Source organism: Rhizobium sp. Root483D2 (genome assembly GCF_001426685.1).
Taxonomy (GTDB): domain Bacteria; phylum Pseudomonadota; class Alphaproteobacteria; order Rhizobiales; family Rhizobiaceae; genus Pararhizobium; species Pararhizobium qamdonense.
Window position 1 is genome coordinate 52324 of record NZ_LMFB01000013.1, and the last position, 26025, is coordinate 78348.

18 protein-coding genes are annotated in these 26025 nt (G+C 60.5%); 3 read left to right on the plus strand and 15 right to left on the minus strand.

What is annotated here, in order from left to right:
* Positions 1–3 precede the first annotated feature (3 nt).
* The 5 genes from ASD32_RS11800 to ASD32_RS11820 form a co-directional block, all read right to left on the minus strand.
* Positions 4–822, minus strand: a complete 819-nt coding sequence (locus tag ASD32_RS11800) for a ScpA family protein (protein WP_113550256.1) — start codon at positions 820–822, stop codon at positions 4–6.
* A gap of 81 nt (positions 823–903) precedes the next feature.
* On the minus strand, positions 904–1938 hold the full coding sequence (gene nagZ / locus ASD32_RS11805; protein WP_156383152.1) for a beta-N-acetylhexosaminidase: 1035 nt from the start codon (positions 1936–1938) through the stop codon (positions 904–906).
* Between the two features lie 126 nt (positions 1939–2064).
* Positions 2065–5130, minus strand: a complete 3066-nt coding sequence (locus ASD32_RS11810) for an SPOR domain-containing protein (RefSeq protein ID WP_082546750.1) — start codon at positions 5128–5130, stop codon at positions 2065–2067.
* A gap of 62 nt (positions 5131–5192) precedes the next feature.
* Entirely contained in the window at positions 5193–6953 is a 1761-nt protein-coding gene (argS, locus tag ASD32_RS11815; RefSeq protein ID WP_060638247.1) for an arginine--tRNA ligase, read from the minus strand.
* A gap of 104 nt (positions 6954–7057) precedes the next feature.
* Positions 7058–8275: a deoxyguanosinetriphosphate triphosphohydrolase gene (locus ASD32_RS11820; RefSeq protein WP_060638248.1), complete on the minus strand. Its 1218-nt coding sequence runs from the start codon at positions 8273–8275 to the stop codon at positions 7058–7060.
* A gap of 209 nt (positions 8276–8484) precedes the next feature.
* Between ASD32_RS11820 and erpA the strand changes: the two genes are divergently transcribed.
* Positions 8485–8817 carry an iron-sulfur cluster insertion protein ErpA gene (gene erpA / locus ASD32_RS11825; RefSeq protein ID WP_060638249.1) on the plus strand — a complete coding sequence of 111 codons (333 nt, stop codon included), beginning with the start codon at positions 8485–8487 and terminating at the stop codon, positions 8815–8817.
* Positions 8818–8832: 15 nt separating this feature from the next.
* On the opposite strand, the gene ASD32_RS11830 is transcribed toward erpA, so the two are convergent.
* Positions 8833–10293, minus strand: coding sequence for a phospholipase D-like domain-containing protein (locus ASD32_RS11830; protein WP_060638250.1), 1461 nt, complete (start codon positions 10291–10293; stop codon positions 8833–8835).
* A gap of 328 nt (positions 10294–10621) precedes the next feature.
* Between ASD32_RS11830 and xth the strand changes: the two genes are divergently transcribed.
* Complete coding sequence (gene xth, locus ASD32_RS11835; RefSeq protein WP_060638251.1) at positions 10622–11410, plus strand: exodeoxyribonuclease III; 789 nt, start codon at positions 10622–10624, stop codon at positions 11408–11410.
* Positions 11411–11436: 26 nt separating this feature from the next.
* On the opposite strand, the gene exoR is transcribed toward xth, so the two are convergent.
* From exoR to ASD32_RS11865, 6 genes are all read right to left on the minus strand, one after another.
* The gene (gene exoR, locus ASD32_RS11840) at positions 11437–12240 is read right to left on the minus strand and encodes an exopolysaccharide production regulator ExoR (RefSeq protein WP_060638252.1); all 804 of its coding nucleotides are present in this window, start codon (positions 12238–12240) and stop codon (positions 11437–11439) included.
* A 606-nt stretch (positions 12241–12846) separates the two neighbouring features.
* Positions 12847–14073, minus strand: coding sequence for an OmpP1/FadL family transporter (locus tag ASD32_RS11845; RefSeq protein ID WP_060638253.1), 1227 nt, complete (start codon positions 14071–14073; stop codon positions 12847–12849).
* A 453-nt stretch (positions 14074–14526) separates the two neighbouring features.
* Positions 14527–17367 (minus strand): valine--tRNA ligase, encoded by a 2841-nt coding sequence (locus ASD32_RS11850; protein ID WP_060638254.1) that lies wholly within the window; start codon positions 17365–17367, stop codon positions 14527–14529.
* 127 nt (positions 17368–17494) lie between these two features.
* Complete coding sequence (locus tag ASD32_RS11855; protein WP_082546758.1) at positions 17495–18421, minus strand: PopZ family protein; 927 nt, start codon at positions 18419–18421, stop codon at positions 17495–17497.
* A gap of 216 nt (positions 18422–18637) precedes the next feature.
* Positions 18638–20023, minus strand: coding sequence for a TolC family outer membrane protein (locus ASD32_RS11860; RefSeq protein WP_060638399.1), 1386 nt, complete (start codon positions 20021–20023; stop codon positions 18638–18640).
* Positions 20024–20258: 235 nt separating this feature from the next.
* Positions 20259–20924: a protein-L-isoaspartate O-methyltransferase gene (locus ASD32_RS11865; RefSeq protein ID WP_060638256.1), complete on the minus strand. Its 666-nt coding sequence runs from the start codon at positions 20922–20924 to the stop codon at positions 20259–20261.
* Positions 20925–21189: 265 nt separating this feature from the next.
* Here ASD32_RS11865 and ASD32_RS11870 point away from each other — a divergent pair, with 265 nt between their 5' ends.
* Positions 21190–21777: an acyloxyacyl hydrolase gene (locus ASD32_RS11870; RefSeq protein WP_244490156.1), complete on the plus strand. Its 588-nt coding sequence runs from the start codon at positions 21190–21192 to the stop codon at positions 21775–21777.
* 28 nt (positions 21778–21805) lie between these two features.
* On the opposite strand, the gene exbD is transcribed toward ASD32_RS11870, so the two are convergent.
* From exbD to ASD32_RS11885, 3 genes are all read right to left on the minus strand, one after another.
* On the minus strand, positions 21806–22231 hold the full coding sequence (exbD, locus tag ASD32_RS11875; protein ID WP_060638257.1) for a TonB system transport protein ExbD: 426 nt from the start codon (positions 22229–22231) through the stop codon (positions 21806–21808).
* 4 nt (positions 22232–22235) lie between these two features.
* A complete protein-coding gene (exbB, locus tag ASD32_RS11880; protein ID WP_060638258.1) occupies positions 22236–23243 on the minus strand; it encodes a tonB-system energizer ExbB in 1008 nt (335 codons plus the stop codon).
* A 194-nt stretch (positions 23244–23437) separates the two neighbouring features.
* Positions 23438–25945 carry a ComEC/Rec2 family competence protein gene (locus tag ASD32_RS11885; protein WP_244490157.1) on the minus strand — a complete coding sequence of 836 codons (2508 nt, stop codon included), beginning with the start codon at positions 25943–25945 and terminating at the stop codon, positions 23438–23440.
* Between the last annotated feature and the right edge of the window lie 80 nt (positions 25946–26025).

The following is a 26025-nucleotide window of genomic DNA, read 5'->3' on the forward strand; positions in this document are numbered from 1 at the left end:
GGCTCAATCACGCCCCGCCTCCATGGCCGCCAGCCCTTCCGGCGTGAGCGGGTTCGGTCCCTGACGCAGGTAGATTGGCGCGAACGCCCCGTCCTGACGGATTTCGAGCCGCCCTTCCCGCACCATTTCGAGCGAGGCGGCAAAGGAGCTAGCGATGGCCGTTGCCCGCTCCTTCGGGCTCGTCATGTAGCGCAGCAGGAAATGATCGAGCGCCGTCCAGTCGACCATGTCGCCGATCAGCCGTGCCAGAACGAGCCGGGCATCGGCAAGCGACCAGACCTGCCGCTTCTCGATCGTCACCTGCATCACCGCCTCGCGCTGGCGCAGCGACGCATAGGCATTGAGAAGATCGTAAAGCGAGGCTTCGAACGCGGATTTCTTTTCGACCGGAATATGTTCAGGTGCGCCACGGGCAAACACATCGCGGCCAAGCCGGTTTCTGTTGATCAGCCGGGTCGCTGCCTCGCGCATGGCTTCCAGCCGCTTTAGCCGGAAAGCCAAAGCAGACGCCATCTCCTCGCCGGACGGCCCCTCGTCCTTTGCCTGCTGGGGGATCAGCAGACGCGATTTCAGGAATGCGAGCCAGGCGGCCATCACCAGATAATCGGCGGCAAGCTCCAGCCGGATGCTGCGGGCACGCTCGATGAAGGCGATATATTGCTCGGCCAGCGCCAGGACCGAAATTCGTGAGAGATCGACGCGCTGGTTACGGGCTAGGTGCAGCAGAAGATCCAGCGGACCTTCAAAGCCGGCGATATCGACGACCAGCTCTTCCTCGTGCAGGCCACGATCGGAGGGCTCGTCCTGCCACAGCGGATCCATCGGCGCTTTCGCCGCCGGTTTCTTCTGCATGTCGCCGGCGTTACTCACGATACCCCTGCCCCTGAAATCAGCGCATGCCCCTTAAGCGATGGTCAGCATGCCGTTAAACTCGTCGCGCAGCGCTGTCTCGTCCGAAGCGTCGGGCCTGGCAAAACCAGCCTCAACCGCCTGCACACGGCGCAACCGGTCTCCGGCGATAACCGGCACGACCCGCGCGACCTGATCCATTTCATCCATGATGCCATGGCAATGCAACACCAGATCGAGCCCGGCGGCGATAATACCGCGTGCGCGCTCCTCGATATTGCCCGCCAGCGCGTTCATCGAGACGTCATCCGACATCAGCAAGCCGTCAAAACCGATATGGCCGCGAATGACGTCACGGACCACCTTGGCCGAGGTTGTCGCCGGATTGTCCGGATCGATCGCGGTGAACACGATATGGGCGGACATGCCCATCAGCTCGTCCTTCATCGCCACGAAAGGCAGAAAATCGCTCTTCGCCAGCTCTTCGAACGGCACATCGACCACCGGCAGCTTGTGATGCGAATCGACAAACGCCCGGCCATGACCCGGCATATGCTTCATCACCGGCAGCATGCCGCCAGCTTTCAGACCGGCTGCCGCAGCAGCACCGATTTCGGCAACGGCGTGCGGATCATAGCCATAGGCGCGATTGCCGATCACCTCGCTGCTCCCCTCGATCGGCACGTCCAGCACCGGCAGGCAATCGATGGTGATACCGAGCCGCATAAGGTCGAACGCATGCAGGCGCGACATCAGCCAGGCGGCACGCAGGCCCTGCTCGCGGTCGCGGCGGTAGATTTCGCCGATCGCGGCGCCATTCGGATATTGCTGAACGAGCGGCGGGCGGATGCGCTGGACACGGCCGCCCTCCTGGTCGATCAGTACCGGCGCATCGGGATTGCCGATACTGTCGCGCAATGACGCCGTCAGATCGGCGATCTGGCTGGCTTCGCCAATATTGCGTCCGAACAGAATGAAGCCCCACGGACGCTCGTCCGCAAAGAAAGCCTTTTCGTCGGGGGTGATGGACAGGCCTTTGCAGCCTGAAATGAATGCTTTTGATTCGCTCATGCCGCATGATAGCCGCAGCTCTCATGGCGGCGAAAGCCGGTTTCTCGTATTGCCTGACCTTCCACAGCGATTGCGGCCGATGCGGACATGCAAAAGGCGCGGCTGGTGGCCGCGCCCTTCAAAGTCTGGCAGTTCAATGCGAGATTATCGCGTGACCAGGCAGCTGCCACCGGCGCTCTTGTACTGGGCGCACATCGCATTGGCGGCATCGCGGGAACCGGCGGGAATGCGGACCCGGTAGTAGGTGCCCTTGCCCGCAATGTCAGCCTTCTTGATATCGACACCCTTGCCGCCGATCACGCTGCCGAATTTGCCCGAAAGCGTCTTGTAGGACGTCTGGGCTTCGGCCTCAGACGGCAGCGACGCGATCTGGATCACATAGGTGCCCGGCGCAATCGAGGCTGTCTCGACCGGCTTTTCCGCAGCGGCAGGCTGGGTTGCGGCGATATCGTTCTTGAACGTATCGACAACCTTCCGCTCGGCCACCGGACGCGTCTGCGGTACGGCTTCGGCACTTGCCACATCCGTCGTCTTGACGGAGCGAACCGGTGCGGTTTCATCGACGGTTGCGGCGGCGGCCTCTGCGAGAGCGCTCTTTTGCCCCTGCTCGGCCAGTTGTTCCACCACCGGCTGCGACTTCGGCGTCGAGGCGGTTTCGATCGGCGCAGCCACGGTCGTCGTCCGGACGACATTGATCTGCGGATCGCCGCTATTGGCAGCCACGTTCGTCTGCGGCTCAGGCGCCGGCTCCTCGCGGGCGACCAGCGTGCCATCCGGCTTGACGATCATCGTGCGCACCTTGCGGGGCGAGACGGCAGGCGTCTGTTCAGCATCGGCCGTGCTGGCCGTCTGTCCATCCGGCAGGAGACGTTCATCGCCGTCTTCCTCCGCCTGCATCAAACCGGGAAGTTCGTTATCGGCGCCGTCAAGCGGCATATTTTCCGGCGTCAGTGTGCGCTGAACCACATCGATCGGCTCCTCGGTGGAGGATACCAGCGTGCCCTGCTGGGGGGTGGTGTCCTGCGCACCGGCGACACGGTCGTAAACGGCCTTGTCCTGGTTCGGAACGGTCTTGCCGCCCTTTTCCACCGGCACCATCTTCACCGGCGACTTGTCGGCAAGAATGATTTTCGGCTCGCCGCCCGAGAGCGCAGAACCGGTGCCGCCCATGAAGGCATAGACCCCGACGCCGCCGAAGATCGCCAGACCGGCAACGGTCGCGGCCAGCAGCGCCAGACGCCGCCGTCCCGAGCCCCGGCCCTCGTCGTCATAATCATTGTTGGCGGCATAGCCGGAACCGACGGCCAGGCGATCGGAAGACGGGTCATTGTCCTGCGGCTGGTTAAGCGAGCGGCGGAAATCCTCTTCCATCGCCTTTTCAAACTCGTCGAAATCCTCTTCGACGCGGACATTGGACGCCTGAACCGGAGCCGCCGCCTGTGGAGCATGGGACCCGCGATCGACGCTCTGGGCATTGCGGCCAGGCGCTGCGAACAGCTGGGCCATTTCGGCATCGATGTCGAGATCGTAGTCGGTATGCTGAACGACCGGACGCTCCTGCTCGACAACGGGCAATTGCGGAACGTTGAGATCTGTGATCGCCGTCAGGCCCTCTTCCGTTTCCGAAATCATCGACGGATCGAATGCCAGAGCGCTTTCCGGCTCCTCGCGAACCTCTTCCACGGCCTCCGGAACATAGCGCTCTGGTGCGGCAACGGGAATTGGGGCTACCACCGCCGGTTCAGCAGCAACAGTCTTTATGGGCGCAGGGGCGGTTTGCACGACGGCGGGTGTGAGTTCCGGCGCTGCTAATTCTGGCGCCGCAAATTCGGCCGCATCAAACTCGGCCGCATCAAACTCGGAGGGATCGATATCGAGGTTGATATCGGACAGATCCAGTTCGAACGTGTCGAGATCGAATTCCGGCTCAGCGTTCACAGCCGGCTTCAAGGCCTCGGCAGCTTCGACAATCACCGGTTCGACGGCAGCCTCTGCCGGCCGGTAGACAGCCTCAGCGGCAGTCGCCATGACAGGCGTCGCCACGACAGCGGCAGCCAGCGGCGTTGCATAGGCCTTCTGAGAGGACGCGCCGCCGTTGGAGGCAACTGGGGTCGCGCGGCTGAATGTCGGCGTAAACGGGTAATTGACCTTGCGCGCAACCTCCGCCGGAGAGGCAGCCTTCACTTCGGCTGCGGGCGGGACTGGAAAACGCTCGATATCGGCTAGGAGAGCGTCGATACCATTGGTATCCGCCGGCGAAATGACGACATTGCCGGAGACCGGCGTGTCCTGCCATTCCGGCAATTCGGCTTGCATGAGAACGTCGGGCTCGACGGCGGCCTGCGTGGCAGGCGGCGTGTGCACGGGCTCAACCGCAACCGGGGTCTCGATAGTAACAGGGGTCTCGATCACGGGCGAAGCAACGGCCGGTTCAAAACCAGCGGGCGCGGCGATATCTGCGATCGCAGCAGCGGAAAAATCCGGCTCCGGCTCGTCATGCGGCGCCCGCACCGCACTCGCTTCTGCATGCGCTGCCTCAACCTGTGCGTCGTCGTAACCGATCGACAGCTCAAGTTCGCGCTCCAGGTCCGTGCCGTCAAAATCTGGCGCAGTCCACTGTTCGACTGCCCAGCCAGCGTCCACGTGCGGGACAGGTTCGGCAACCGGAGCAACCGCGACGTCATGGACGGGGGCGCTTGCCTCGACAGGAATGCTTTCCGCGTAAACCAGCGCATCGACAGCAACTGGCGCGATGTTTTCCGCTGGCGTGACCGCTTCGACAGGGGGAGCGGCGATTTCTACAGCCTGGAATTCGACGACGGGCGGCTCGGCCGGATATTCCGGCGCTGCAGGCTGCTCGTCCTGTGCGGGTGCAAAGGCCAGAGGCGCTTCGACAGCCACAGGCTCGGCAACATGATGCACGATCTCTTCATGAAGCACGGGCTCTTCGGCCCGAACAGGATCGACGGCATGAACTGCCGGCGCAACCTGCGGCGCATCGTAGAAATCGAATTCGCGCAACAGCTCGTCTTCGAGATCGAGAACCGGCTCCCGGCTCACCATCTCGCGATGCCGTTCGAGTTCCTGCAGCTGCTGGACTGCGGGCCGATTGTCATAGCCGACGATGCGCGCGAGTTCGGCCAATGGATCATCATCCGCCAATACGCCGAAATCCGCAGCCCCGCTTCGTGCCAATTGTTTCTCTGCCATCCGCTCCACTCACAAGTACTAGCCAGTCATTGCCAGTTCATTGTGGGTAAATGGTGACAATACTATCGCATCTCATTGGGTGCAGCGGTACCTGTAATGGACAGGCCCGATTTCAACACCGAGGCGACAGCACGCACCAGCCCAAGTCTGGCAATGGTCAATTCTCCATTTTTATCGTTAACAAAACGTAATTCTGGAGAATCTTTACCTTTATTCCAGTGTGCGTGGAAGGCGCTCGCAAGATCATAGAGGTAAAATGCAATGCGATGAGGCTCCTGGGACAGTGCCGCAGCCTCGATAATACGCGGATATTCTGCCAGCTTGGCAACAAGCTGAAGCTCGTTCGAATCAGAGATGTTGCCTTGAATGGCGCCAGCCAGATCGACGGTATCAAAGTCGATGCCCGGAAACGCCTCGCCCGCCTGCCGGAAAACCGACATGCAGCGCGCATGCGCATATTGTACGTAGAAGACCGGGTTATCCTTCGACTGTTCTGTCACCTTGGCAAAATCGAAGTCCAGCGGCTCGGAACTCTTGCGGTAGATCATCATGAACCGCACCGAATCGCGGCCGACCTCTTCGACGACGTCGCGCAGCGTGACGAAATCGCCCGACCGCTTCGACATCTTCACCGGCTCGCCGTCACGATAAAGCTTCACCAGCTGGCACAGGAGCACCGTCAGCTTCGACGCACCGCCGGAAACAGCCCGCGCAACCGCTTCCAGACGCTTGACGTAGCCGCCGTGGTCGGCGCCGAGAACATAGATCATCTCGTTGAAACCGCGATCGTACTTGTCCTTGAAATAGGCAACGTCGGCGGCGAAATAGGTATAGGCGCCATCCGACTTGATCAGCGGCCGGTCGATATCGTCGCCAACCTCGGTGGAGCGGAACAATGTCTGCTCGCGATCTTCCCAATCTTCCGGCAGCTGGCCCTTCGGCGGCGGCAGCGTGCCCTTGTAGACATGGCCCTTGAAGGTCAGGTCGTTGATGGCGTTGCGAATGCGCGTTGCGCCATCCGCATGCAACGTGCGCTCGGAGAAGAACACGTCGTGATGAACGTTGAGAGCCGCCAGGTCCTCGCGGATCATGACCATCATCGCGGCAATGGTGCGCTCCTTGACGAGCGGCATCCACTTGTCTTCCGGCATGATGCGCAGGCTCGAGCCGTACTCAGCGACCAGCGCCTCGCCGACCGGCACAAGGTAGTCGCCGGGATAGAGCCCCGCCGGGATCTCGCCGATCTTTTCGCCCAGCGCCTCGCGGTAGCGCAGGAAGGCCGAGCGGGCGAGCGTATCGATCTGCGAGCCGGCGTCGTTGATGTAATATTCCTTGATCACCTCGTAGCCTGCAAATTCAAGCAGGTTGGCGAGCGTGTCGCCGACGACGGCGCCACGGCAATGGCCGACATGCATCGGACCGGTCGGATTGGCCGAGACATATTCGACATTGACCTTGCGGCCGGCGCCCACGGTGCTCTTGCCGTATTCGGTGCCTTCGGCAACCATCACGGTCAGAAGTTTCTGCCAATAGGCGATCGAAAGCTTGACGTTGATAAAGCCGGGGCCTGCGACAGAAACGCCGGCAACTTCCGGATCTTCCTTCAGCTTGGAAACGATCTGGTCGGCGAGCGCGCGCGGATTGGTGCCGAGCGGCTTGGCCAGGACCATCGCCGCATTGGTCGCGACATCGCCATGGCTCGCGTCACGCGGTGATTCCACGCTGATTCGGCTGAAATCGAGCTCTGATCGGTTTTCACGCACGATATCAAGTGCTTCAAGCACGTTTTTAATTCTTGATCCGAAGTCAGTGAAAAGATTCATAGCACCCATCCGCTCAGCTGCACCTCCAGGTGCAAGGCCGCGTTCCTATCGTTCACATCAACGGCAGCCCGATATCGCGATGCTGCCGCCAACCGGCGCGGTGACTACCGCAAATCAGGGGTATGGTCAAACAATCGCCTGTGCACGGAGATTGCATAGGTATCGGTCATCCCGGCCAGATAGTCGCCGACATGGCGGGCCTTGGCCGGTTCCGCCATGCCGGGGATCTGGCCGATCCAATAGTGTTTCAGCATTTCACCGGGATTGGCCATGAAGGCCTTGTAGAGGTCGGTGACAATCAGGGCCGCATCCTTGCGCACGCGCATGACGTCCGGATGGCGGTAGATCCGCGTCATCAGCATCTTCTTGATCAACCGGTCGGTCTCGGCCATAGCAGGCGAGAAGGTGGCAATCACCCTGCCCGCTTTGCGCACATCAGCCGCACTCTGCGGCCGGATCTCCTTCAGATTGTCCTGCGCAACCGTGATCACGTCCTCAACCATGGCAGTGATCTGGCGGCGCATGATTTCATGGGTGAAGCGGCTGGCCTCAAGTCCCGGATAACGCTCGCCAACCTCGCGCATCAGCCCGGCCAGGAACGGTATTTCCTCCAGCATCTCGAACTTGAGATAGCCGGAGCGGAGCCCGTCGTCGATATCGTGGGTATTATAGGCAATATCGTCGGCAATCGCCGCCACCTGGGCCTCAAGGCTGGCAAAGCTTGCCAGCTCCAGATCGTGGACGGCACAATAATCGAGGATAGGCTGCGGCACGGGACCGCGCGTGCCCTCGCCATTTGCAGCCACCAGCGGCCCGTTGTGCTTGACCAGCCCTTCCAGGCTCTCCCATGTGAGGTTCAGCCCGTCGAACTCGGCATAGCGGCGCTCAACCTTGGTGACGATGCGCAGCGACTGGGCATTGTGATCGAAGCCGCCATAGGGGGCGAGCATTTCGTGCAGCGCATCCTCGCCGGTATGCCCAAAGGGCGTGTGGCCGAAATCGTGAACCAGGGCGACGCCCTCGGCGAGGTCTTCGTCCAGCCGCATGGCGCGCGCCAGTGCCCGGGCAATCTGCGCCACCTCGATCGTATGCGTGAGGCGCGTGCGATAGTGATCGCCATCGGCGGCGATGAAGACCTGGGTCTTGTGCTTGAGCCGACGGAAGGCGGTGGTGTGGACGATACGGTCGCGGTCGCGCTGGAAATCGGATCGCGTTGCGCTGCCGGTTTCAGGATAAAGCCGTCCGCGGCTGGACCAGGGATCCGAGGCGAAAGTCGCGCGTTCACCCGCACCGAAACCAAGCGCATGTCTGTCCAATGTCATTTCCCGTTCAGCATCCCATTGACGCGGTATGAAAGCCTTCATACCTATAGTGGGCGCTGCAGGAAAGCACCGAGTGGAAATCGCTCGTGACCTTGAACGAAAACAAGGATTTGCCGCGCAATCGATCCTTCCCGTCCGCCGGCACTTTTGGACGACGGGTGATATGAACAGCGAATCTCTCCGGTTCTTGACCCCGGCAGGAGGTAGATATGACGATAGACACCGTAACTCTCTCGGACTCGGCGGCAAAACGCATTGCCGTCATCCTGAAATCGGATGCCGAGAAGAAGGCCATGCGCGTTTCCGTCGAAGGTGGCGGCTGCTCTGGCTTTTCCTACAAGTTCGATCTGGTCGGCGATGCCGATGACGACGACCTCATCTTGGAAAAAGGCGAGGCCAAGGTTCTGATCGACAGCCTGTCTCTGGTCTATATGAGCGGCTCCGAAATCGATTTCGTCGATAACCTGCTCGGCCAATCCTTCCAGATCAAGAACCCGAACGCCGTCGCAAGCTGCGGCTGCGGCACCAGTTTTTCGGTCTGACGGCCACCTGGCCTTTTAAAGATAGGGCGATCCTAGCCAGAATATCTTGTTGAGCAGGCGCGTGGTGAACGGCTTGGCCCGCAGGTCAGCGAGGGTCACTGGCTCGGCACTGCTCAGCACGGATTGCAACTTGTTGCCGACGGTGCTGGCAAAGCCTGCGTCCAGAACCTCCAGATCGATCTCGAAATTGAGCCGCAGCGAGCGCGGATCGAGATTGGAGGAGCCGACATAGGCCCAGCGGTCATCAACCGTCATCAGCTTGGAATGATTGAACGCACCGGTGGCGCGCCAGATGCGGCAGCCGCCCTTGAGCGTCTGGTCGAACTGCGCCGTCATTGCCCGGTCCACCAGCACCAGATTGTTGACGGCGGGGACGACGATATCGACCTCGACCCCGCGCAGCGATGCCGTCACCAGCGCGCTGATCAACTCCCGGTCCGGCAGGAAATAGGGCGACATGATGCGGATATTGCGTCTGGCGACCGAGAAAGCTCCCATCATCATCTTGTGGTTGGATTCGTTGGCGCGGTCCGGTCCAGACGGCACGGCGCGCATCAGCATGGTGGGCTTTTGCTGGGATGGTGCCGCAGAGATTTTCCATTCCGGCCCATCCAGTGCTTCGCGGCTGGAAAACCGCCAGTCCTCCGACGCCACCTGGAAAAGATCGGCAACGACCGGGCCGGTGACGCGAAAATGCGTGTCGCGCGCCTGCCCTTCACCGGCAAACTCGCCGGTAAAGCCAGAGCGTATGTTCATCCCGCCGGTGAAGGCCACGGCACCATCGACGACGAGGATTTTCCGGTGGGTGCGCAGGTTGGCATAGGGCAGCCGCAGCCCCATGATGATGTTGCCGTTGAAGACCCTGACCGTCACGCCCCCCTGCTGCAGGTAACCGACAATGCTGGGCACCGAATAGCGCGCGCCGACGGCATCGATGAGGACGCGAACGGCAACACCGCGTTTGGCAGCGGCAATCAGGGCATCTGCAAAACGCAGGCCAATCGGATCGCGATCGAAAATATAGGTTTCCAGAAGGATGGAGCGCGTCGCGCCGCCGATCTGATCCAGCATCATCGCATAGGCTTTATCGCCGCCTTCCAGCATTACGATGCCGTTGCCACCACACATGCGATGCCGGCTGACGCGATCCCCAAGCAGTTTCATGGCGCCGAATCGCTGCCCGAACCGCTCGGCGACCACGGTGCTGGAAATATCGAATTTTTCCATGGCATCCGGTCCGCGTTCGCGAAACAGCGACCGCTGCTGTCCGATCGACGAGCGGCGGATGCGATTGATGCCGGCAACCGCGTAGATCAGCGCACCGATGACCGGCGACAGAAGGATGACACCCACCCAGCCAAGCGCCGAGCGTACCTCATCCTTGGTCATCGCCGCGTGAATGGCGGCGGGAACGCCAAGGATGATGGAGAGCGCCGCCAGGATATGCGGCCAATAGGTTGTCAAAAGATCGATCATGCACGGAACTATAACGGGCCGCGATCAGGAAGCAATTCACCTGCCGTCCACACGTCTTTGTCTGCACCGGGTTTGTGAAAAGGGTGCGGTGGCGCCAGAGCGCTTCATCTTTAAACGGGAGCGATTCTGTTGGCTCAAAACGGCCGTTCCACACAAAGGTGGCGCAGAGCGATGCCGATCCATCGGGCCAGCCATCCGACATAGTGGACGGCCGTTTTCAGCCAACCCGAAGGGCCGGATGAATTTCGGCAGAATGCTTCCGTTTAAAGATGAAGCGCTCTAAAAGAAAGACAGGCCGCTGCGCCGCCAGCCAAAAGGACGTGATTGCATGAAAATCGTTACCTGGAACATCAACGGCGTTCGGGCCCGCATCGACGTTCTCGTGGCCTGGTTGAAGGAATCGCAGCCCGATATCGTTTGCCTCCAGGAAATCAAGACGATGGACGAAGGCTTTCCGCGCGCCGAGATCGAGGCGCTTGGCTATCATGTCGAGACACATGGGCAGAAGGGTTTCAACGGCGTCGCCATCCTGTCGAAGCTGAAGCCCGACGAAATCAATCGCGGCCTGCCCGGCGGCGATGCAGACGAGCAGTCCCGCTTCATCGAGGGGGTCTTTTCCGTCGAGGGCGGCGCCATCCGCGTCTGCTCGCTTTATCTGCCCAATGGCAACCCGGTCGAAACGGAGAAATTTCCCTATAAGCTGTCCTGGATGGACCGCCTCAACGCCTTCGCTGAGAGCCGGCTCGCCCTGGAGGAGCCGCTGATACTCGCCGGCGACTACAATGTCATTGCCGAGCCGCATGATTGCTGGGACGTGAAGGTCTGGCAGAATGACGCCCTGTATCAGCCGCGCACGCGCCAGGCTTTCCGCCGGCTTGAAAACCTGGGCTTTACCGATGCCGTCCGTTCAACCACGGATGCCGCACCGCTTTATACATTCTGGGATTATCAGGCCGGTTGCTGGCCGAAGAATTTCGGGATCCGGATCGATCACCTGATGCTGTCGCCGGAAGCGGCCGACCGGCTGGTCTCGACCGATATTGAAAAGCACGTGCGCGCCTGGGAAAAGCCGTCCGATCACGTTCCGGTGGCAGCCCAGTTCAATTTTGCGGCTTGAAAGAATGAACGAAAGGGCCTGACGGCTCAGTCGCTGTCGCTGTCCAGATGAATGCTGTGGGACATGGCGACGGCCTTGCGGCGGTCGTCTTCACCGGCAATCGAAAAGGCCTGCTCCTGCAGCGACTGCAGCCATGGCCGTTCCTTCGGCGTACACTGGTCCAGTGCCGCCGTCATATAGGCGAGCCCACGCGCTGTCTGGCCTTCCTGGAAGATCACATTGCCGAACACGCCCATGGCACCGGCATGGCCATTCTTGCGGGCGCGGTTCAGCCATTTCTTGGCCTGTTGCACATTGACGCTGCCGCCATCGCCGGAAAGAAGCATCTTGGCCAGCTGAAACTGCGCCTCGGGAACACCGAAGGTGGAGGCGGCCTGGAAATAGAGCTGGCGGGCCTGGCTGAGGTCGCTCTTGACGGGGCTGTCGGGAATGCCGCGGCGATAATAGCCTGCAAGCGAAATCAGCGCATTGACGAAATAGCCGGTATCCTCAGAGCCGGGCTCGACACCCTTCTCGGCAATCTCGTTATAGATCTTGAAAGCTTCCAGGTCGTTTTCAGCCACGCCGTCGCCATAGGCGTACATATTGGCCAGTGCCCAGCGCGACCCCGTATGGCCCTGTTCGGCGGCATAGCGGTAGGCCTCGACTGCCTCGTCCTTGCGGCCGTTCTTATAGGCGGAAAAACCGAACTTGAAGAGCGCGAACGGTCCCGATTCCTTGGTGACGCCGGCATTGGGATCAAAAGCGTAGGCCATGCGGTGCTCAGCGGACAGTGCAAGCGCCACACTCAGAACAAGAAACGTCAACGACCGGTAACCGCGTATCAGCATGATAGTCTATTTCTTCCGTTCGAAACCAAGAGCCGACCCATAAAAGTTCCCAATGAGCCCCTGTCGAAAGCGCTGTTCACACCCGCATTTTCCAAACAGTAGCCAATGTTTCCGGCAAGAGTGCGGCCTGCCCCGGCTGCACCATCCACCTCCCCCATGCCGCACGCGACAACCCGCTCCGAAAAGCTGCCTTGAAGCCTCGTAACATGATGGGAGATTTGAACTTTCTCGAAAACGCTGTGACTCATATTTCCCCAAATGCCGCATGCTCAAAACTTACCGGCATCTTTGTCAAGTCCATCGGTGCTCCCAGTTTGTGGCGGGAAATAGACACAATCGCCAGCCAGCCAGCTGGCGCGAAGTATAGAAACAATGTGTTGCTGAATCGTCACAAAACGTGATGCCTTATGACCATAAATTTCCGCTGCCGGCATTGAAATAAATTGCCGCAGAACCATGACCAAGACGCGTTTTTGCCGTCGATCCCGTTCATCTGCAAAATTCAATGGTCATGGAATTGGAGACAATTTGCCGCTGCCCGGCCTGCACATACAAAAATAGCCCGATGCGAACACCGGGCCATTGTTTTTACTGCGTCTTCAAATATCAGAACTTGACCTTCAGAGACGTCGAGATTGCGGTGACGATATCGGTGCCGAAATCGTATGCAACGTCTTCGCCGACGGAGCTGCCGCTCGTCAGCACACCGACTGCGCCGGCAAGCCGCAGCTCGACATTTTCAGTCGGCGAATAGGAAACGCCGGTGCCGAGCGTCCAGGTGTCGGACTGGTTGCCGTAGCCATGGCTGGTACCGCGGTCCCAGGTCAGGCTGGCCGCACCGCTCCACTGATCGTTGAACTTGTGGCCAACGCCGCCGGACACGGTCCAGCCATCCCGATAAAGAAGAGTGAGGTTGGTGGGAAGGTTACGGGGATCGAGCGTGCTGTTCGGATTAATCTGGATGACCTGCAGCTGGCTCCAGTCCGTCCACTTGATCGATCCGAAGACGAGCCAACCGGGTGCGACGCCGGACTGAACCTTCAGTTCCAAAGAGTCCGGCATGGAGGCGAAGCTGGAGACGTCGTACTTCGTGCCCGGAACAAAACCGCCCACGCCGTTCGGAAGCAGAACCTTGGTCAGGTCGATCTTACCGCCCAGATTGTCGAGATCCACGGCGCTGTTGTAGACAAGGCTGGCGCGGAACGCATATTCAGGGATTTCGTAGGCCGCGCCTGCGCGCCAGCCCCAGCCGCTGCCGTCCAGGTCGAGGCGGCCAACGCCGTCAAATCCCGGAGCGAGAACCGGCGTCACGAGACGTTCCTTGAAGCCGCCGACTTCCTGATAGAAGCCACCGCCGATGATGCGGAACTGGCCCTGGCCGACATCCCACTTGTACGAGCAGGTCGCAGCGTAGTTGTCGCTTTCGATTTTCGTTTCGATATTGTCGTTGGCGCCCATCCAGTTGGCGCCAGGCTTGGTGTGCGCACCCCAGGGCTGGGAATAATCAGCCATACAATCGACGCTGTCACCGAAACCGGCCTTCACGCCGATGCGCGGCACCCAATAGCCTTCGGTATCCCTGACACCGTCGGTTCGGCCGCCACCAATGCCGTTCGAACCAATGCCGTCTGTCGGATCAACATCCACCACATTGTCGAGTTCGCGCTGCGGATTGACATAGGTTGCCGCAGCTTCGGCGGCATAGGTCGATGGATCGAACAAAAGGTCGATATTGTAGCCGCCGCGCTCAAGACCGCCGGCATGTGCTGCCGTGCTGGTCAACAGCACTGCAACCGCTGCCGTCATCGCCGCCTTGATTTTGAAGTCAATCATCCGTTTCCCCCCTGAATTCAGATCTTTGGCCGGCGCGGACGCCAACCTGTTGAAGGAACTATCGACTGCGAAGGGCGAAAGGCAAATCCCTAAATTTCGCAACCGGACACATCAGCGCACTAAAAATTTACGTAAGAAAATCCAGCGTCGCGTCAAAATGAGAAAATTGGGTAAATAATTTCGCCATCGCGGCAATAAAATGCCTGAAGAGGAATAATCCTCCATAAATTTTGGCGTGTGTTACTTCGACACAACAATGCCATTTTTTGGAAGATGGGCGCAACTTGAATGGGATATTGAGACTGCAGGGGCAGATCGAGCCATTTCGAGCGTTTTCGGGAAGTCTCACGAGAATCACATAAAACGGAAAAAGGCGGTCGAAACCGCCTTTTTTGATCATTTTATCCCACATTCAATCAGGCTGGGCATGGCCCGTCATGGCCCATCTCCGAACTAACCAGCGTCGGCGACCCTCGCCAGCGCCACGGCGAGAGACGCCTTTTGGCTGTCGAGTTCCGCCAGACGTTCCCGCTCCGCTTCGACCACGTCGGGACGTGCATTGGCGACGAACTTCTCGTTCGACAGTTTGCCGAGGATGCGTTCGCGTTCCTGCTCAACCTTGCCGACGGCTTTTTCCAGCCGGGTCCTTTCAGCGCTCAAATCGATCAGGCTGCCGAGCGGCAGGCAGACCGTTGCTTCGCCGATGACGATCTGCGCACTGCCCTTGGGGGCCGAGGCTGCCAGATCGATCGCATCGACACGCGCCAGACGGCGGATGGCGGCTGCGTGGCGTTCCAGGCGTTCCTTGGTCGCAAGGCTTGCTTCCACCACGACCAGCGGCGCAATGGCAGCCGGCGGAACGTTCATTTCCGAGCGGACCGAGCGGATGCCCGACACGAGATCGATCAGCCAGTTGATTTCACCGGCGGCAGCATCATCCGCATAGGATGCGGCAGGCCAGTCCGCGTGGCACAGAAGGCCATCGCGTGCCGCGCCCTCGCCTGCGGTCTGCGCCCACAATTCCTCCGTCATGAACGGCATGAACGGATGCAGGAGCTTATAGGTCTCGTCGAGAATATAGGCGACGCAGGCCCGCGATTCCGCCTTTCCGGCCTCATCCTCGCCGCCGAAGACAGGCTTCAGCAGTTCCAGGTACCAGTCGCAGACCTGGTTCCAGACGAACCGGTAGAGGCTGCCAGCGGCATCGTTGAAGCGGTAGTTCTCGATCGCCTCGGTGACGTCGCGGATCGTGCGCGAGAGTTCGGTGAGGATCCAGCGGTTGATCGTCAGCGAGCAGGTTTCCGGCACGAATTTCGGATCGTTGGCAACGCCGTTCATGCCGGCAAAGCGTGTTGCATTCCAGAGCTTCGTTCCGAAATTGCGATAGCCGGCAATGCGGGCGGGGTCGAGTTTCACGTCGCGCCCCTGGGCTGCCATGATCGCCAGCGTGAACCGCAGGGAATCGGCGCCATATTCGTCGATCAGGTCGAGCGGATCGATGACGTTGCCTTTCGACTTCGACATTTTCGCGCCGTTCTTGTCGCGAACCAGGGCGTGGATATAGACGGTATGGAAAGGTTCTACCGGATTACCGGCATCGTCCTTCATGAAATGCAGGCCCATCTGCATCATGCGGACGACCCAGAACGGAATGATGTCGAAGCCGGTGACCAGAACGTTGGTCGGATAATATCTTTCCAGTTCCGGCGTCTTGTCCGGCCAGCCCAGCGTCGAGAATGGCCAGAGTGCGGACGAAAACCATGTGTCGAGCACGTCCTCGTCGCGCGTCAGGATTTCGCCCGGCCTGAAATTCTCCAGCAGATCCTCGACATAGGCCTTCATCGGCCCTTCATGCGAGAGGTAATGCTGAATGGCGGCATGCAGCGCCTCTTCTTCGCTCTTTTCAACGAAGACCTGACCATCCGGGCCGTACCAGGCGGGGATCTGATGTCCCCACCAGAGCTGGCGGGAAATGCACCACGGCTCGATATTTTCCAGCCATTGGAAGTAGGTCTTTTCCCAGCTCTTCGGAACGAACTGGGTGCGGCCTTCCCGGACGGACGCAATCGCGGGCTTGGCCAGCGTCTTGTTATCCACCCACCATTGTTCGGTCAGACGCGGCTCGATCGGCACGCCACCGCGATCGCCGTGCGGGACGGTGTGCTGGTGCGGTTCGATCTTGTCGAGCAGGCCGCGTTCCTCGAACATCATGACGATCGCCTTGCGTGCCGCAAAGCGCTCCACGCCGTCGAGCGCCGAGACCAGCGCCTCCAGCGCATCAGTTGCCGGCAGGCCTTCGAGGAACTCCTCGTTGCCGGCGAGCGTCAGATGGCCCTCGATGGTGAGGATATTGACCTGGCGCAGATGATGGCGCCTGCCCACCTCGAAGTCGTTGAAATCATGCGCCGGCGTCATCTTGACCGCGCCGGTTCCAGCTGCCGGATCCGGATATTCGTCGGCGACGATCGGAATGAGGCGGCCGACCAAAGGCAGCACGACATGTTTGCCAACGATCGCCTTGTAACGCTCGTCATCGGGATGAACGGCAATGCCGGTATCGCCCAGCATGGTTTCCGGACGGGTGGTCGCCACAACGAGATAATCGCGCGTTTCCCAATCCGTCGGCTTGCCGTCTTCGTCAAACGCAACCGGGTGCTGATAGGTGACGCCGTCTTCCAGCGGATAACGCAGATGCCAGAGGCTGCCCTTCACCTCGACCTGCTCGACCTCCATGTCGGAAATTGCGGTCAACAGCTTCGGGTCCCAGTTGACCAGGCGCTTGTCCTTGTAGATCAGGCCATCCTTGTAGAGCGAAACGAAGACTTCGAGGACGGCCTTCGACAGACCTTCATCCATGGTGAAGCGTTCGCGCGACCAGTCGCAGGACGCGCCGAGACGCTTCAACTGGTTGAAGATCAGGCCGCCGGATTCGGCCTTCCACTCCCAGACCTTATCGATGAACGCCTCGCGGCCCATCTCGCGGCGATGCAGCTGCTGTTCCATCAGCTTGCGCTCGACGACCATCTGCGTGGCAATGCCGGCATGGTCCATGCCGGGCTGCCAGAGCACGTCCTTGCCGCGCATGCGCTCGAAGCGGACCATGATGTCCTGCAGCGTATTGTTCAGCGCGTGGCCCATATGCAGCGAGCCCGTCACATTCGGCGGCGGGATGACCACGCAGAAGCTTTCTGCACCCGGTTTTGCCCCAGCACCTGCACGGAAGGCGTCCTCGTCATCCCAAATCTTGGCGATGCGCGGTTCGACAGCGGCGGAATCATAGGTTTTTTCGAGCATTTTGAAGCCAAACTTGCTGATTGATATCGGTGGTTTGTAAATCGGAACGGGGCATTGCTGTCAACAATAACAGCAAAAAAGCCGCCAGTGTGATCGCTGGCGGCTTTGGAAGAGAGAAATGCGGGGTCTAGCGCCGTGGACCGCGCGCAACGCGCTCGATTTCCTCACGCACGAGCCGTTCGACGAGTGTTGGCAGATTGTCGTCGAGCCATTCGTGCAGCATCGGGCGCAGCATGTCTTCGGCGATCTCATCGAACGAGCGGCGCGAACTGCTGTCCACAGCCAGGGCCAGATCGCCAAAGGAGCGCGCGACCTGTTCGCTGACGGCTGGCGACACCAAAGCTGCCACATCCTTTTCACTGATGATGGACAGAGGCTGGCGTTGCACTGGGGCTTCCTCGATCGGAGCTACAGACGGTTCGACAGTCTCAGTGCGCTGGTCCGGAGCGGCAACAGGTTGCGCCACGGAAGCTGCCGGCACTGGTGCGGCTTCCTGCGTGCTTTCGACATGCGGAGGCGAAGACGTCGGCGCCATGCGCGCGGTGACCATCGGGTTGTCGGATTTCGCCCGTGATGCGGCAGTCTGGTTTTCCGCATCGCGCAAGGGTGCCGAATGCCGCTCCGAGGCAGCGCGGACGCGGGCTGCGACATCGGCAAGCGACATGGGTGGCGGCGATACGGGCTGCGAGGTCATGGACGGCGGGGTGATGGACGGCGGGGTCACAGCCGGCTTGGCGTCCTCGACGCTGCGCGACTGCGCTTCCGGCAATTGCGGCTCCAGCATCTGGGCCTCCCGCAAAGCGGGATCCATGGGCGCAAAATTCTTCTGCTCCCCGGCTTCAAATTCCTGTGCGAGAACCTCGTCGTCGATCGTCAGATGAATATCTTCGCCGGAATCATCGTCGTCATAGCCGCGATAGGCATTGTTCGAAGCCGGGCCGAGATCATTGGCGGGGAAGCCGGGAATGCCGGGTTCATTGCTTTCGATGATCTTGCGGATGGACGCTAGGATTTCGTCCATCGAAGGTTCACGCGCTACATTGGGCTGTGCCATCATTATCCCCGTTTCTGCGTCGCGCCGGATCGATACATGGCCGCGCCGTCATTGCGGCGGACTGTATGCGAGTTCGGCGCCGAACAAAACGCTGCGAATCATATAGCTGGAATCTTGCACAGATTTGTTGGCGGCGTCACCCGCCTCATGTCCACGGCAAAGCGACGCGCGCGCACTTGCCGGGAGCAATCGACAGAAATGTGACAGGGATGACGTTCAGCGGCCATCGACGGTTCGAAGGCCGAACCACTTGTCCTTGACGGCCTCGTAATGTTCCTCGGCGCGGTACTCCGCCACTTGCAGGCCCTGGCTCTGAATGGTCAGCCGCCCCATGGATGCCAGCAGCGAATAGCTGGCAACGACGGCATTACGCTGCGACGTCACCAGGCTTTCTTCGGCAACCAGTACGCTTTGCTGCGCATCGAGCACATCGAGCGTGGTGCGCTGGCCAACCTTGCGCTCCTCGATCACGCCCGCCAAAGCCTGGTTTGCGGCGCTGACCTGGGCCTTGTTGGCTGATGTCGTTGCCAGCGCTGCCTCAAACTGGGCATGGGCCGTGATGATCGTCTGCTGCACCTCGGCGCGGGCCGAATCGACCAGGATGCGCTGCTGGCCCATTCTTTCCTTCGCCTGGCGGATCTGCCCGTATTCGGCGCCTCCCTGATAGAGCGGCACTTCCAGCCGGGCAGTGATAGACGCGTTGGAACTATCACCGCTATTGGTGCGATCGGTCGTGTTGCGCGACACCGAACCCTGTACCACCACGCCAGGCAGCATGGTGCCTTCGGCGGATTTCACCCGATATCCGGCGGCATCGACATTATATTCAGCGGCGGCAATCGTCGGATGATCGCGCAAGCCTGCAGCGACAGCCTGATCCAGGCTTTTCGGCAGTTCCTTCGATGCCGGCACCGGCTGCTTGATGCCCTTCGGGGCATCGCCGACGATCTGGACGTAGACGGCTTCGCTCTGTTTCAACTGCGCGACGGCATTGACGAGAATGGCCTTCGCGCCTGCCAGTTCCGCTTCCGCCTGGCTGACATCGGTGCGCGTGCCCTCGCCCACATCCAGCCGCGACTTGGCGGCACTCAGCTGTTCCCTGAGAAAGGCCAGGTTCTGCTTGCGGATCGCCACGATCCGTTGATCGCGGGCAATGTTGGCATAGGACTGGGCGGCGGCGAGAAGGATGGAAATCTCGTTCGCCTTCAATGTTTCGCGGCTTGAAAAGACATTGGCCTCGGCAGCCCGCACATTGTTTAGCGTCTGGAAGCCATCAAAGATCTGCTGGGTGATGGTGATGCTGGCAGAACCATTGGTATAGTCCTGGCTGACAAGCGGCGTTCCCGGTCCAAATCCCTCGTCCCCCAGCCGTGTCGCCGATCCGGTGATGGCGGCGGAGATCTGCGGCCGGTAGCCGGCCTTGGCAATCGGCACGCCCTCATCGGTGGCGCGAAGCCCGGCACGCACGGCGTTCAAATCCGGATTGTTCTGATAGGCCTTTGCCATCGCGGCTGAAATGGTTTCCGCAAGAACGGTCTGTGGGCAAAGCCACACGGCGGAGGAAAGGGCGGCCGCCAAAGCCGTTTTACGAAAAATCGACACGCATATCACTCCAAAAACAAAGGCCGGCAGGGCACATCCTCATTGCGAAACGCGGCGCCCCGGCGATGCCGGACCTGTTCGTCGCGTGTTGTCCGGTCCCGATATCGAGGAAAAATGGTCAAAATGTCGCCAAGCGCAATCTTTATATTATTTTTAACTAATATTTAATCAATGGATTGGCAAATCATCGTTTTGCCAATCCCCTATCCACAAAAGATGTATCGGTGCTCAACCGTTAAAAGACGAATTCGCGTGCCAGACGGAAGCCCGGCAACGGCTTGACGGCGGTGTTGAACGCCAGGCGCTCGGATGTCCGGCCATTTTCGCGCAGGAAAAGTTGCGCTCTCGAGGCATTGCCAAAGCCAACCACGGCAACCAGGCGCCCACCGTCGCTCAACTGCGAGAGCAAATCTTCCGGTACGGTCTCCACAGAGCCATGAACGAAGATCACGTCATACGGCGCACCCGCCGCATGACCCTTTTCGAGATCGCCGGTCACCACCTTGACATTCGCGTGCCCAAGCCGGCCAAGAGTGGCCGTCGCCTCCGACGCCAGGGTATCGTCGCTCTCAAGGGCCACGACAGACGCCGCAAGCTCCGACAGGATCGCCGAAGCGTAACCTGTGCCGCAGCCGATTTCGAGAACCGTGTCATCCTTGGAAATTTCGGCCAGCTGAAGAAGCTTGGCCAGTGGCGACGGCTCCATCAGGTAGCGCCGGCCACCGGCACCATTGGCAGCCAGCTCGATATCGCTGTCGATATAGGCGAGAGGCTTTAATGCGGCAGGAACGAATTCTTCTCTGGGGACCGACAGGAATGCCGCGAGAACGGGGTGCGACGTCACGTCCGTCGTGCGGATCTGGTTGTCGACCATCTTGATGCGTGCTGCTTCGAAATTCATCTTGCCTGACCTCGTAATCCGGATCGTCTTCCGGCGTGTGCGCGCTTTTGGCTTACGCAGATAAAACAACCGGTGGCGCTTGAGCCGACCGGGCATGGCCACGCTCATAAATCCGCGCATCCGCCGTTTCAAGCTATGGAATGCAGTTCTTGCAAAAAAGCAAGCTTCGCGAAAGCCGGTCAACATATTCTGCTCTTCTAATGGGCAGCAAGTTTGGGCAGATTCGCTGTATCGGCGCGAATCACCGGAAGAGGAGATTTACAAAGTGGCAGGACGTTTCCATCATCCAGGCCGCCTCGCGCCCCGGCTTGTCTGTCTCTCAGCCGGCGTGCTGCTTTCCACATTGAGCGTGAGCCATGCGGTGGCGGCCGAAACGGTTTTCGACGAGCTGCGGTTTGGGGCGAGCGGATCGATCAATACGGGCAATTCCCGCGAATCCGGTCTTTTCCCGTCCGCGACCATCTTCTTCGATCCACTGTCGAGCGGTACGGCGACGACATGGCAGCAAAGCATTCTCGAGCCAAGGATCTATCTCGGCGCCTCCGCCGGGACCGGCTCCGGCGTCGATCAGGTGTTTGGCGGCTTTAGCTGGACCGCCGATATCACCAGCCGCCTGTTCGTCGAGCTCGGACTTGGAGCAACCGTTCATAACGGTAAGCTGAATGGGGGCAGCGGCCAAGGGCCGGAACTGGGCTGCCGCCTGCTCTTTCGCGAACAGGTCGCAGTCGGCTATCGCGTCACCGGCAATTGGCAAATCCTGGCGACCGCCGACCATTCGTCGCATGCCAATCTCTGCGACGGCCCGAACAATGGCCTCAGCCACGCCGGCCTCGCCATCGGCTACAAGTTCTAAGCCGACGGCGTCTTAAGAGCCGTAGGCCTTAGCCGGCAGGTGCGGCTTCCAGGCCAACCAAGCCGATCTTGGTATAGCCGGCCCGTTGGATGAGGTTCATCACCGTCATCAGCTCACCGTAGTCGACAGCCTTGTCGGCGCGCAGAAGAATCCGCGTTTCCATATTGCCCTCGGTCATGCCGTTCAGCTCGGCAACGAAACCGTCGCGATTGATCTCGTTGTTGCCGAGTGCCAATGACAGATCCGCCTTCAGCGTCACGAAGACCGGCTTATCTTCGCGTTTTACCGGAGCGGCTGCCGATTGCGGCAGATCGACCTTCATATCGACGGTGGCGAGCGGTGCTGCCACCATGAAGATGATCAGAAGAACGAGCATGACGTCGATGAAGGGCGTGACGTTGATTTCGCTGTTTTCTTCGAGATCGCCGCCACCCTCGCTGATTTTGCTGGCCATGGTCTTATCCGATCCGCGCTATGCCGGCTTCCGAATGCACATGGCCTTCAGCCTTGCGCGGCGCCAGACGGCGTGCCTGACGGAAATCGAGATCGCGGCTAACCAGACGCTCCGTGGCAGCCGAGGCATCGGCCAGGATCAGGCGGTAACCGCTGATCGAGCGGGCGAAATAGTTGTAGATGACGACGGCCGGGATGGCCGCAACGAGGCCGATGGCGGTTGCCAGCAGCGCTTCGGCGATACCGGGCGCCACGATCGCAAGATTGGTCGTCTGCGCCTTGCTGATGCCGATGAACGAATTCATGATGCCCCAGACCGTACCGAACAGGCCGACGAACGGCGAAATCGATCCGATCGTCGCCAGAATGCCGGTTCCGGTGGCGATGCGCTTGCCCGCCCCTGCCTCGATGCGGGAGAGCTGCGATGCGACGCGCTCCTTGACCCCTTGCGTCGAGACGATATCGAGAATGGCTTCCGACTTCGACAATTCATCGTTTGCGGCGGCAATCATCTGCGCCGCCGGGCCTTTTTTCGCCGTCAACATCTCGCGGGCGTCGCGAAGGACAACGGCGTCCGACAGGATGCGCACCGCACGCTTGGCGCTGCGCTTGGCGGCGGCAAGCTCGAAGGATTTGGCAAACAGGATCGCCCAGGTGGCAACGGATGCGAGCGCCAGAGCGGTCATCACCGCCTTGACGATGATATCGGCGGCCATGAACATGCCAAGCGGCGACAGATCGTGCGGCAGAACCGGGTTTGGCGACGTTGCCTGTGCCTCGTCCGTTGCTGTCCCGGCGGCAGGTGCCATCTGATCATCGGCCGGCGCTGCGGGCGTTGCTTCATTTGCCGGCGTAACCGGCACGGCGCCTGCCGACGGTGTCACATCGGCCGGCTGCTGCGTCTCGGTGACGGCAGGAGCCTGGGTTTCCTGAGCGCGGAGCGTTCCAGCATTCGAGACCGTCAGCAGCACGGCCGCCAGCATCATCCATTTCTGCATTGCACGGTTCGGCATGACCTATCCTTACCTCGTTTTCGCCCGCCAACCCCTTGGGAGGACAAGATGGCGGGAGTACGTAAAACATCATTTGACGACGGCGCCGCACGCGCCTGCATCCATCGCGGCTTCATATGACATACTATGGACGAAAGACAAGTATTTGTGGAGTAGTTTAATCAAGAATAACAATCCTGTGAGATTTCGCGCTTTCATTCCACCGTTCCGCCCGCATCAAACTGGCCGCTGCGCCAGTCATACGTCCTGTGCTGCGCCCAGGGAAGTTGCAGTTGCGCTTGCGCAAACACCATGCGCATCGCCGCCCGGCCATCTGCCTTGTCCGCCGTTCCCGCACCCGTGCCAAAAATCTCCACGGCTCCCGTGCGGCGCAGGCTCTGGCCGCTGAACAGCAGCGCGCCCGACCGGCAGGTGCGAAAACGCAGCATGGCCGGCGTCACGACGATATCCGCCTCGTCGCAGGCAACGCCGATGAACCGCGCATCATCGACGGTGACAATCCGCCATCCCTGCGCTGCCGTTGCCGCGCACCACTGCTTTGCGACACAGAGAAAACGGCCGGGCGCAGCACTGGCCAAAAGCGTGCGGATGACGTTTCGCGCCGCATCCCTGTCGATCGGCGGCTTGGTTGCGCGTGTTTCTGTGGGTTCTTCACCGCTTGCCGCTTCGGCTGCATCGACGATTGCCAGTTCAGGCTTCTGCTGCGGCCCTCGATGATCCTCCAGCCGCAAAGCGCGCTGCCACTGTGAAAACACGAAATCCGGTGGCTTTGTCCGGTTGCTGGAAGCCTGCGCCTGCCGGATCATCGCGACCAGACGGCCGTCTTCAGCGATCACCATATCCGGTTGCTCCATTCCGCTCAAAGAGACCACCACAAGACCGGCTGCCACGATCATCAGGCCGGATATGGCCAGCCATGTGCGAAACAGGCAGGCGAGAGCGCCACCCGCGGCAATCAGCAGGAAGGCCTGTTGCGGAATGCGGCCCGTCGTCACCTCACCGCCCCATGACGCCACCATCTGCGCAATGGAGATCATCCAATCCAGACCCTGCCCCATGACCAGCAATGGATAGCGATCGAGTCCAAACGGCATCAACAGCATGGCCAGCAAGCCGAAGGGCATGACGAAAATACTGATGATCGGCATGGCCAGCAGATTGCCGATTAGGCCATAGGCGGCCAGCCGGTGGAAATGGCCGGCGGAGTAGATCATCGTCGACAGGCCGCCGATCAGCGAACTGAGCAACAGGCCGGCAAAGAAGCCGCCGGCGGCCTTCAAGGGACCGGTCCAGCGGTTTGCGGCACGGGTTGCGGGAAGACTTTCGCGGCCCGGGCGCTCGCGCCAAAAGGCATAGCCCGCAACCAGCGCCACGGTCGCGGCAAAGGACATCTGGAAACCCGGCCCCGTGATGGCGGAGGGTGTGACGGCCAGGATGATCAATGCCGACAGGGCCACATTGCGCAGGCTGATCGACGGCCTGTCGAAGAAGACGGCAATCAGCATGATGGAAATCATGATCCAGGAGCGCACCGCCGAAACCGCACCGCCCGAAATGAGGATATAGGCAAACACCATGATCAGCGCCCCGCCAGCGGCGAGTTTCTTGATCGCAAACCGGTGCGCCAGCCCCGGAACGAGGCTCAGCAGGGTGCGCGCGCCGATCAGGAATGTTCCGGCGGCCAGCACCATGTTCAAGCCGGAGATCGCCAGCACATGTGCAAGTCCCGCCTCGCGCAGCGCCTCGATCGTCGGCCGCCCGATGGCGCGCTCTTCCGCTGTGACAAGTGCCGCCGCGATCGCGCCGGCATCGCCGCCGATCGTGCCGCGAATGCGCGCACCAACCGCTTCGCGCCATCGGGCAATCGTTTCCCCGATGCCGGCACGCCAGGTGGCAATCCCGCTTGTGCCGGTGCCTTCACTGCCCGGTACAGAGCGCGGTTTCCCATAGAAATATCCGACGGCGCCAATACCCCGGAAATAGCTGTCAAAGGCGAAATCGTTGAGACCTGGAAGGGCCGCACCTGAAGGCGGCGACAAACGCGCCCTGCCTTCGATACCGCCGCCAATGTTGACCGGTGTTTCCCGGCTGCGGGATAAGAGCGTGATCCTCATGGGCGGACGTCGCAATTCCGGGTCCGACGTCTTCGCAAGTGCCACTGTATATCGCCAGTATCCGCGATCGGTGGTTTCGCGCGCAGTCACCGTTCCGCGCACCCATGTGGTCACCGGCGTGTCGAGCACCACTGTCCCCAGCCGCGCCGTCTCCCATGCGGCAAGCGCCATGCCCGCGGTCACCAAGGCGGCAATCAGGATGCCCGTGCGCCAAAAGCCCGGGCGGTGCCGGAGTGCGAAAAATGCCATGCCGAAAACGCACATCAGCAGTGCAAGTTTAAGAGGGCCCGGCGTCTGCGGCAGCCAAAACCACACAAGTGCGCCGGAACCGACAAAGACGGGAACGAACAGAAAGGCATGTCCGAAGGCCAGTTCTTCAGAGATCGCACGTTTAAATTGCACATGCCGGTCAAGAGGTCGAATGCCTCCTCTCGCCGCTATCAGATGGGCAAGAGACCCATACCACGCCCGGTTCTCCGGCTGTTGCGGGACGACATCGGCACGCTGCGAACTGCGCGTGCGGGCATGGGTGAGCATGCTGTCAAACGGCGCGCGTGGCGCCAGATCCTGCTCCTGCCCCTGCGCCATGGATGCTGCTCCAGCCGCCGCCATCTCGCCACATTGTACAACCGGAAAAAATGAAATGCAACCTTGAATATTATTGCATA

Coding starts and splice junctions, on each gene's coding strand:
- ASD32_RS11800 (WP_113550256.1), bottom strand. CDS start 822: ATGGATCCGCTGTGGCAGGACGAGCCCTCCGATCGTGGCCTGCACGAG.
- ASD32_RS11810 (WP_082546750.1), bottom strand. CDS start 5,130: ATGGCAGAGAAACAATTGGCACGAAGCGGGGCTGCGGATTTCGGCGTA.
- argS (WP_060638247.1), bottom strand. CDS start 6,953: ATGAATCTTTTCACTGACTTCGGATCAAGAATTAAAAACGTGCTTGAA.
- ASD32_RS11820 (WP_060638248.1), bottom strand. CDS start 8,275: ATGACATTGGACAGACATGCGCTTGGTTTCGGTGCGGGTGAACGCGCG.
- erpA (WP_060638249.1), top strand. CDS start 8,485: ATGACGATAGACACCGTAACTCTCTCGGACTCGGCGGCAAAACGCATT.
- ASD32_RS11830 (WP_060638250.1), bottom strand. CDS start 10,293: ATGATCGATCTTTTGACAACCTATTGGCCGCATATCCTGGCGGCGCTC.
- xth (WP_060638251.1), top strand. CDS start 10,622: ATGAAAATCGTTACCTGGAACATCAACGGCGTTCGGGCCCGCATCGAC.
- exoR (WP_060638252.1), bottom strand. CDS start 12,240: ATGCTGATACGCGGTTACCGGTCGTTGACGTTTCTTGTTCTGAGTGTG.
- ASD32_RS11845 (WP_060638253.1), bottom strand. CDS start 14,073: ATGATTGACTTCAAAATCAAGGCGGCGATGACGGCAGCGGTTGCAGTG.
- ASD32_RS11850 (WP_060638254.1), bottom strand. CDS start 17,367: ATGCTCGAAAAAACCTATGATTCCGCCGCTGTCGAACCGCGCATCGCC.
- ASD32_RS11855 (WP_082546758.1), bottom strand. CDS start 18,421: ATGGCACAGCCCAATGTAGCGCGTGAACCTTCGATGGACGAAATCCTA.
- ASD32_RS11865 (WP_060638256.1), bottom strand. CDS start 20,924: ATGAATTTCGAAGCAGCACGCATCAAGATGGTCGACAACCAGATCCGC.
- exbD (WP_060638257.1), bottom strand. CDS start 22,231: ATGGCCAGCAAAATCAGCGAGGGTGGCGGCGATCTCGAAGAAAACAGC.
- exbB (WP_060638258.1), bottom strand. CDS start 23,243: ATGCCGAACCGTGCAATGCAGAAATGGATGATGCTGGCGGCCGTGCTG.
- ASD32_RS11885 (WP_244490157.1), bottom strand. CDS start 25,945: ATGGCGCAGGGGCAGGAGCAGGATCTGGCGCCACGCGCGCCGTTTGAC.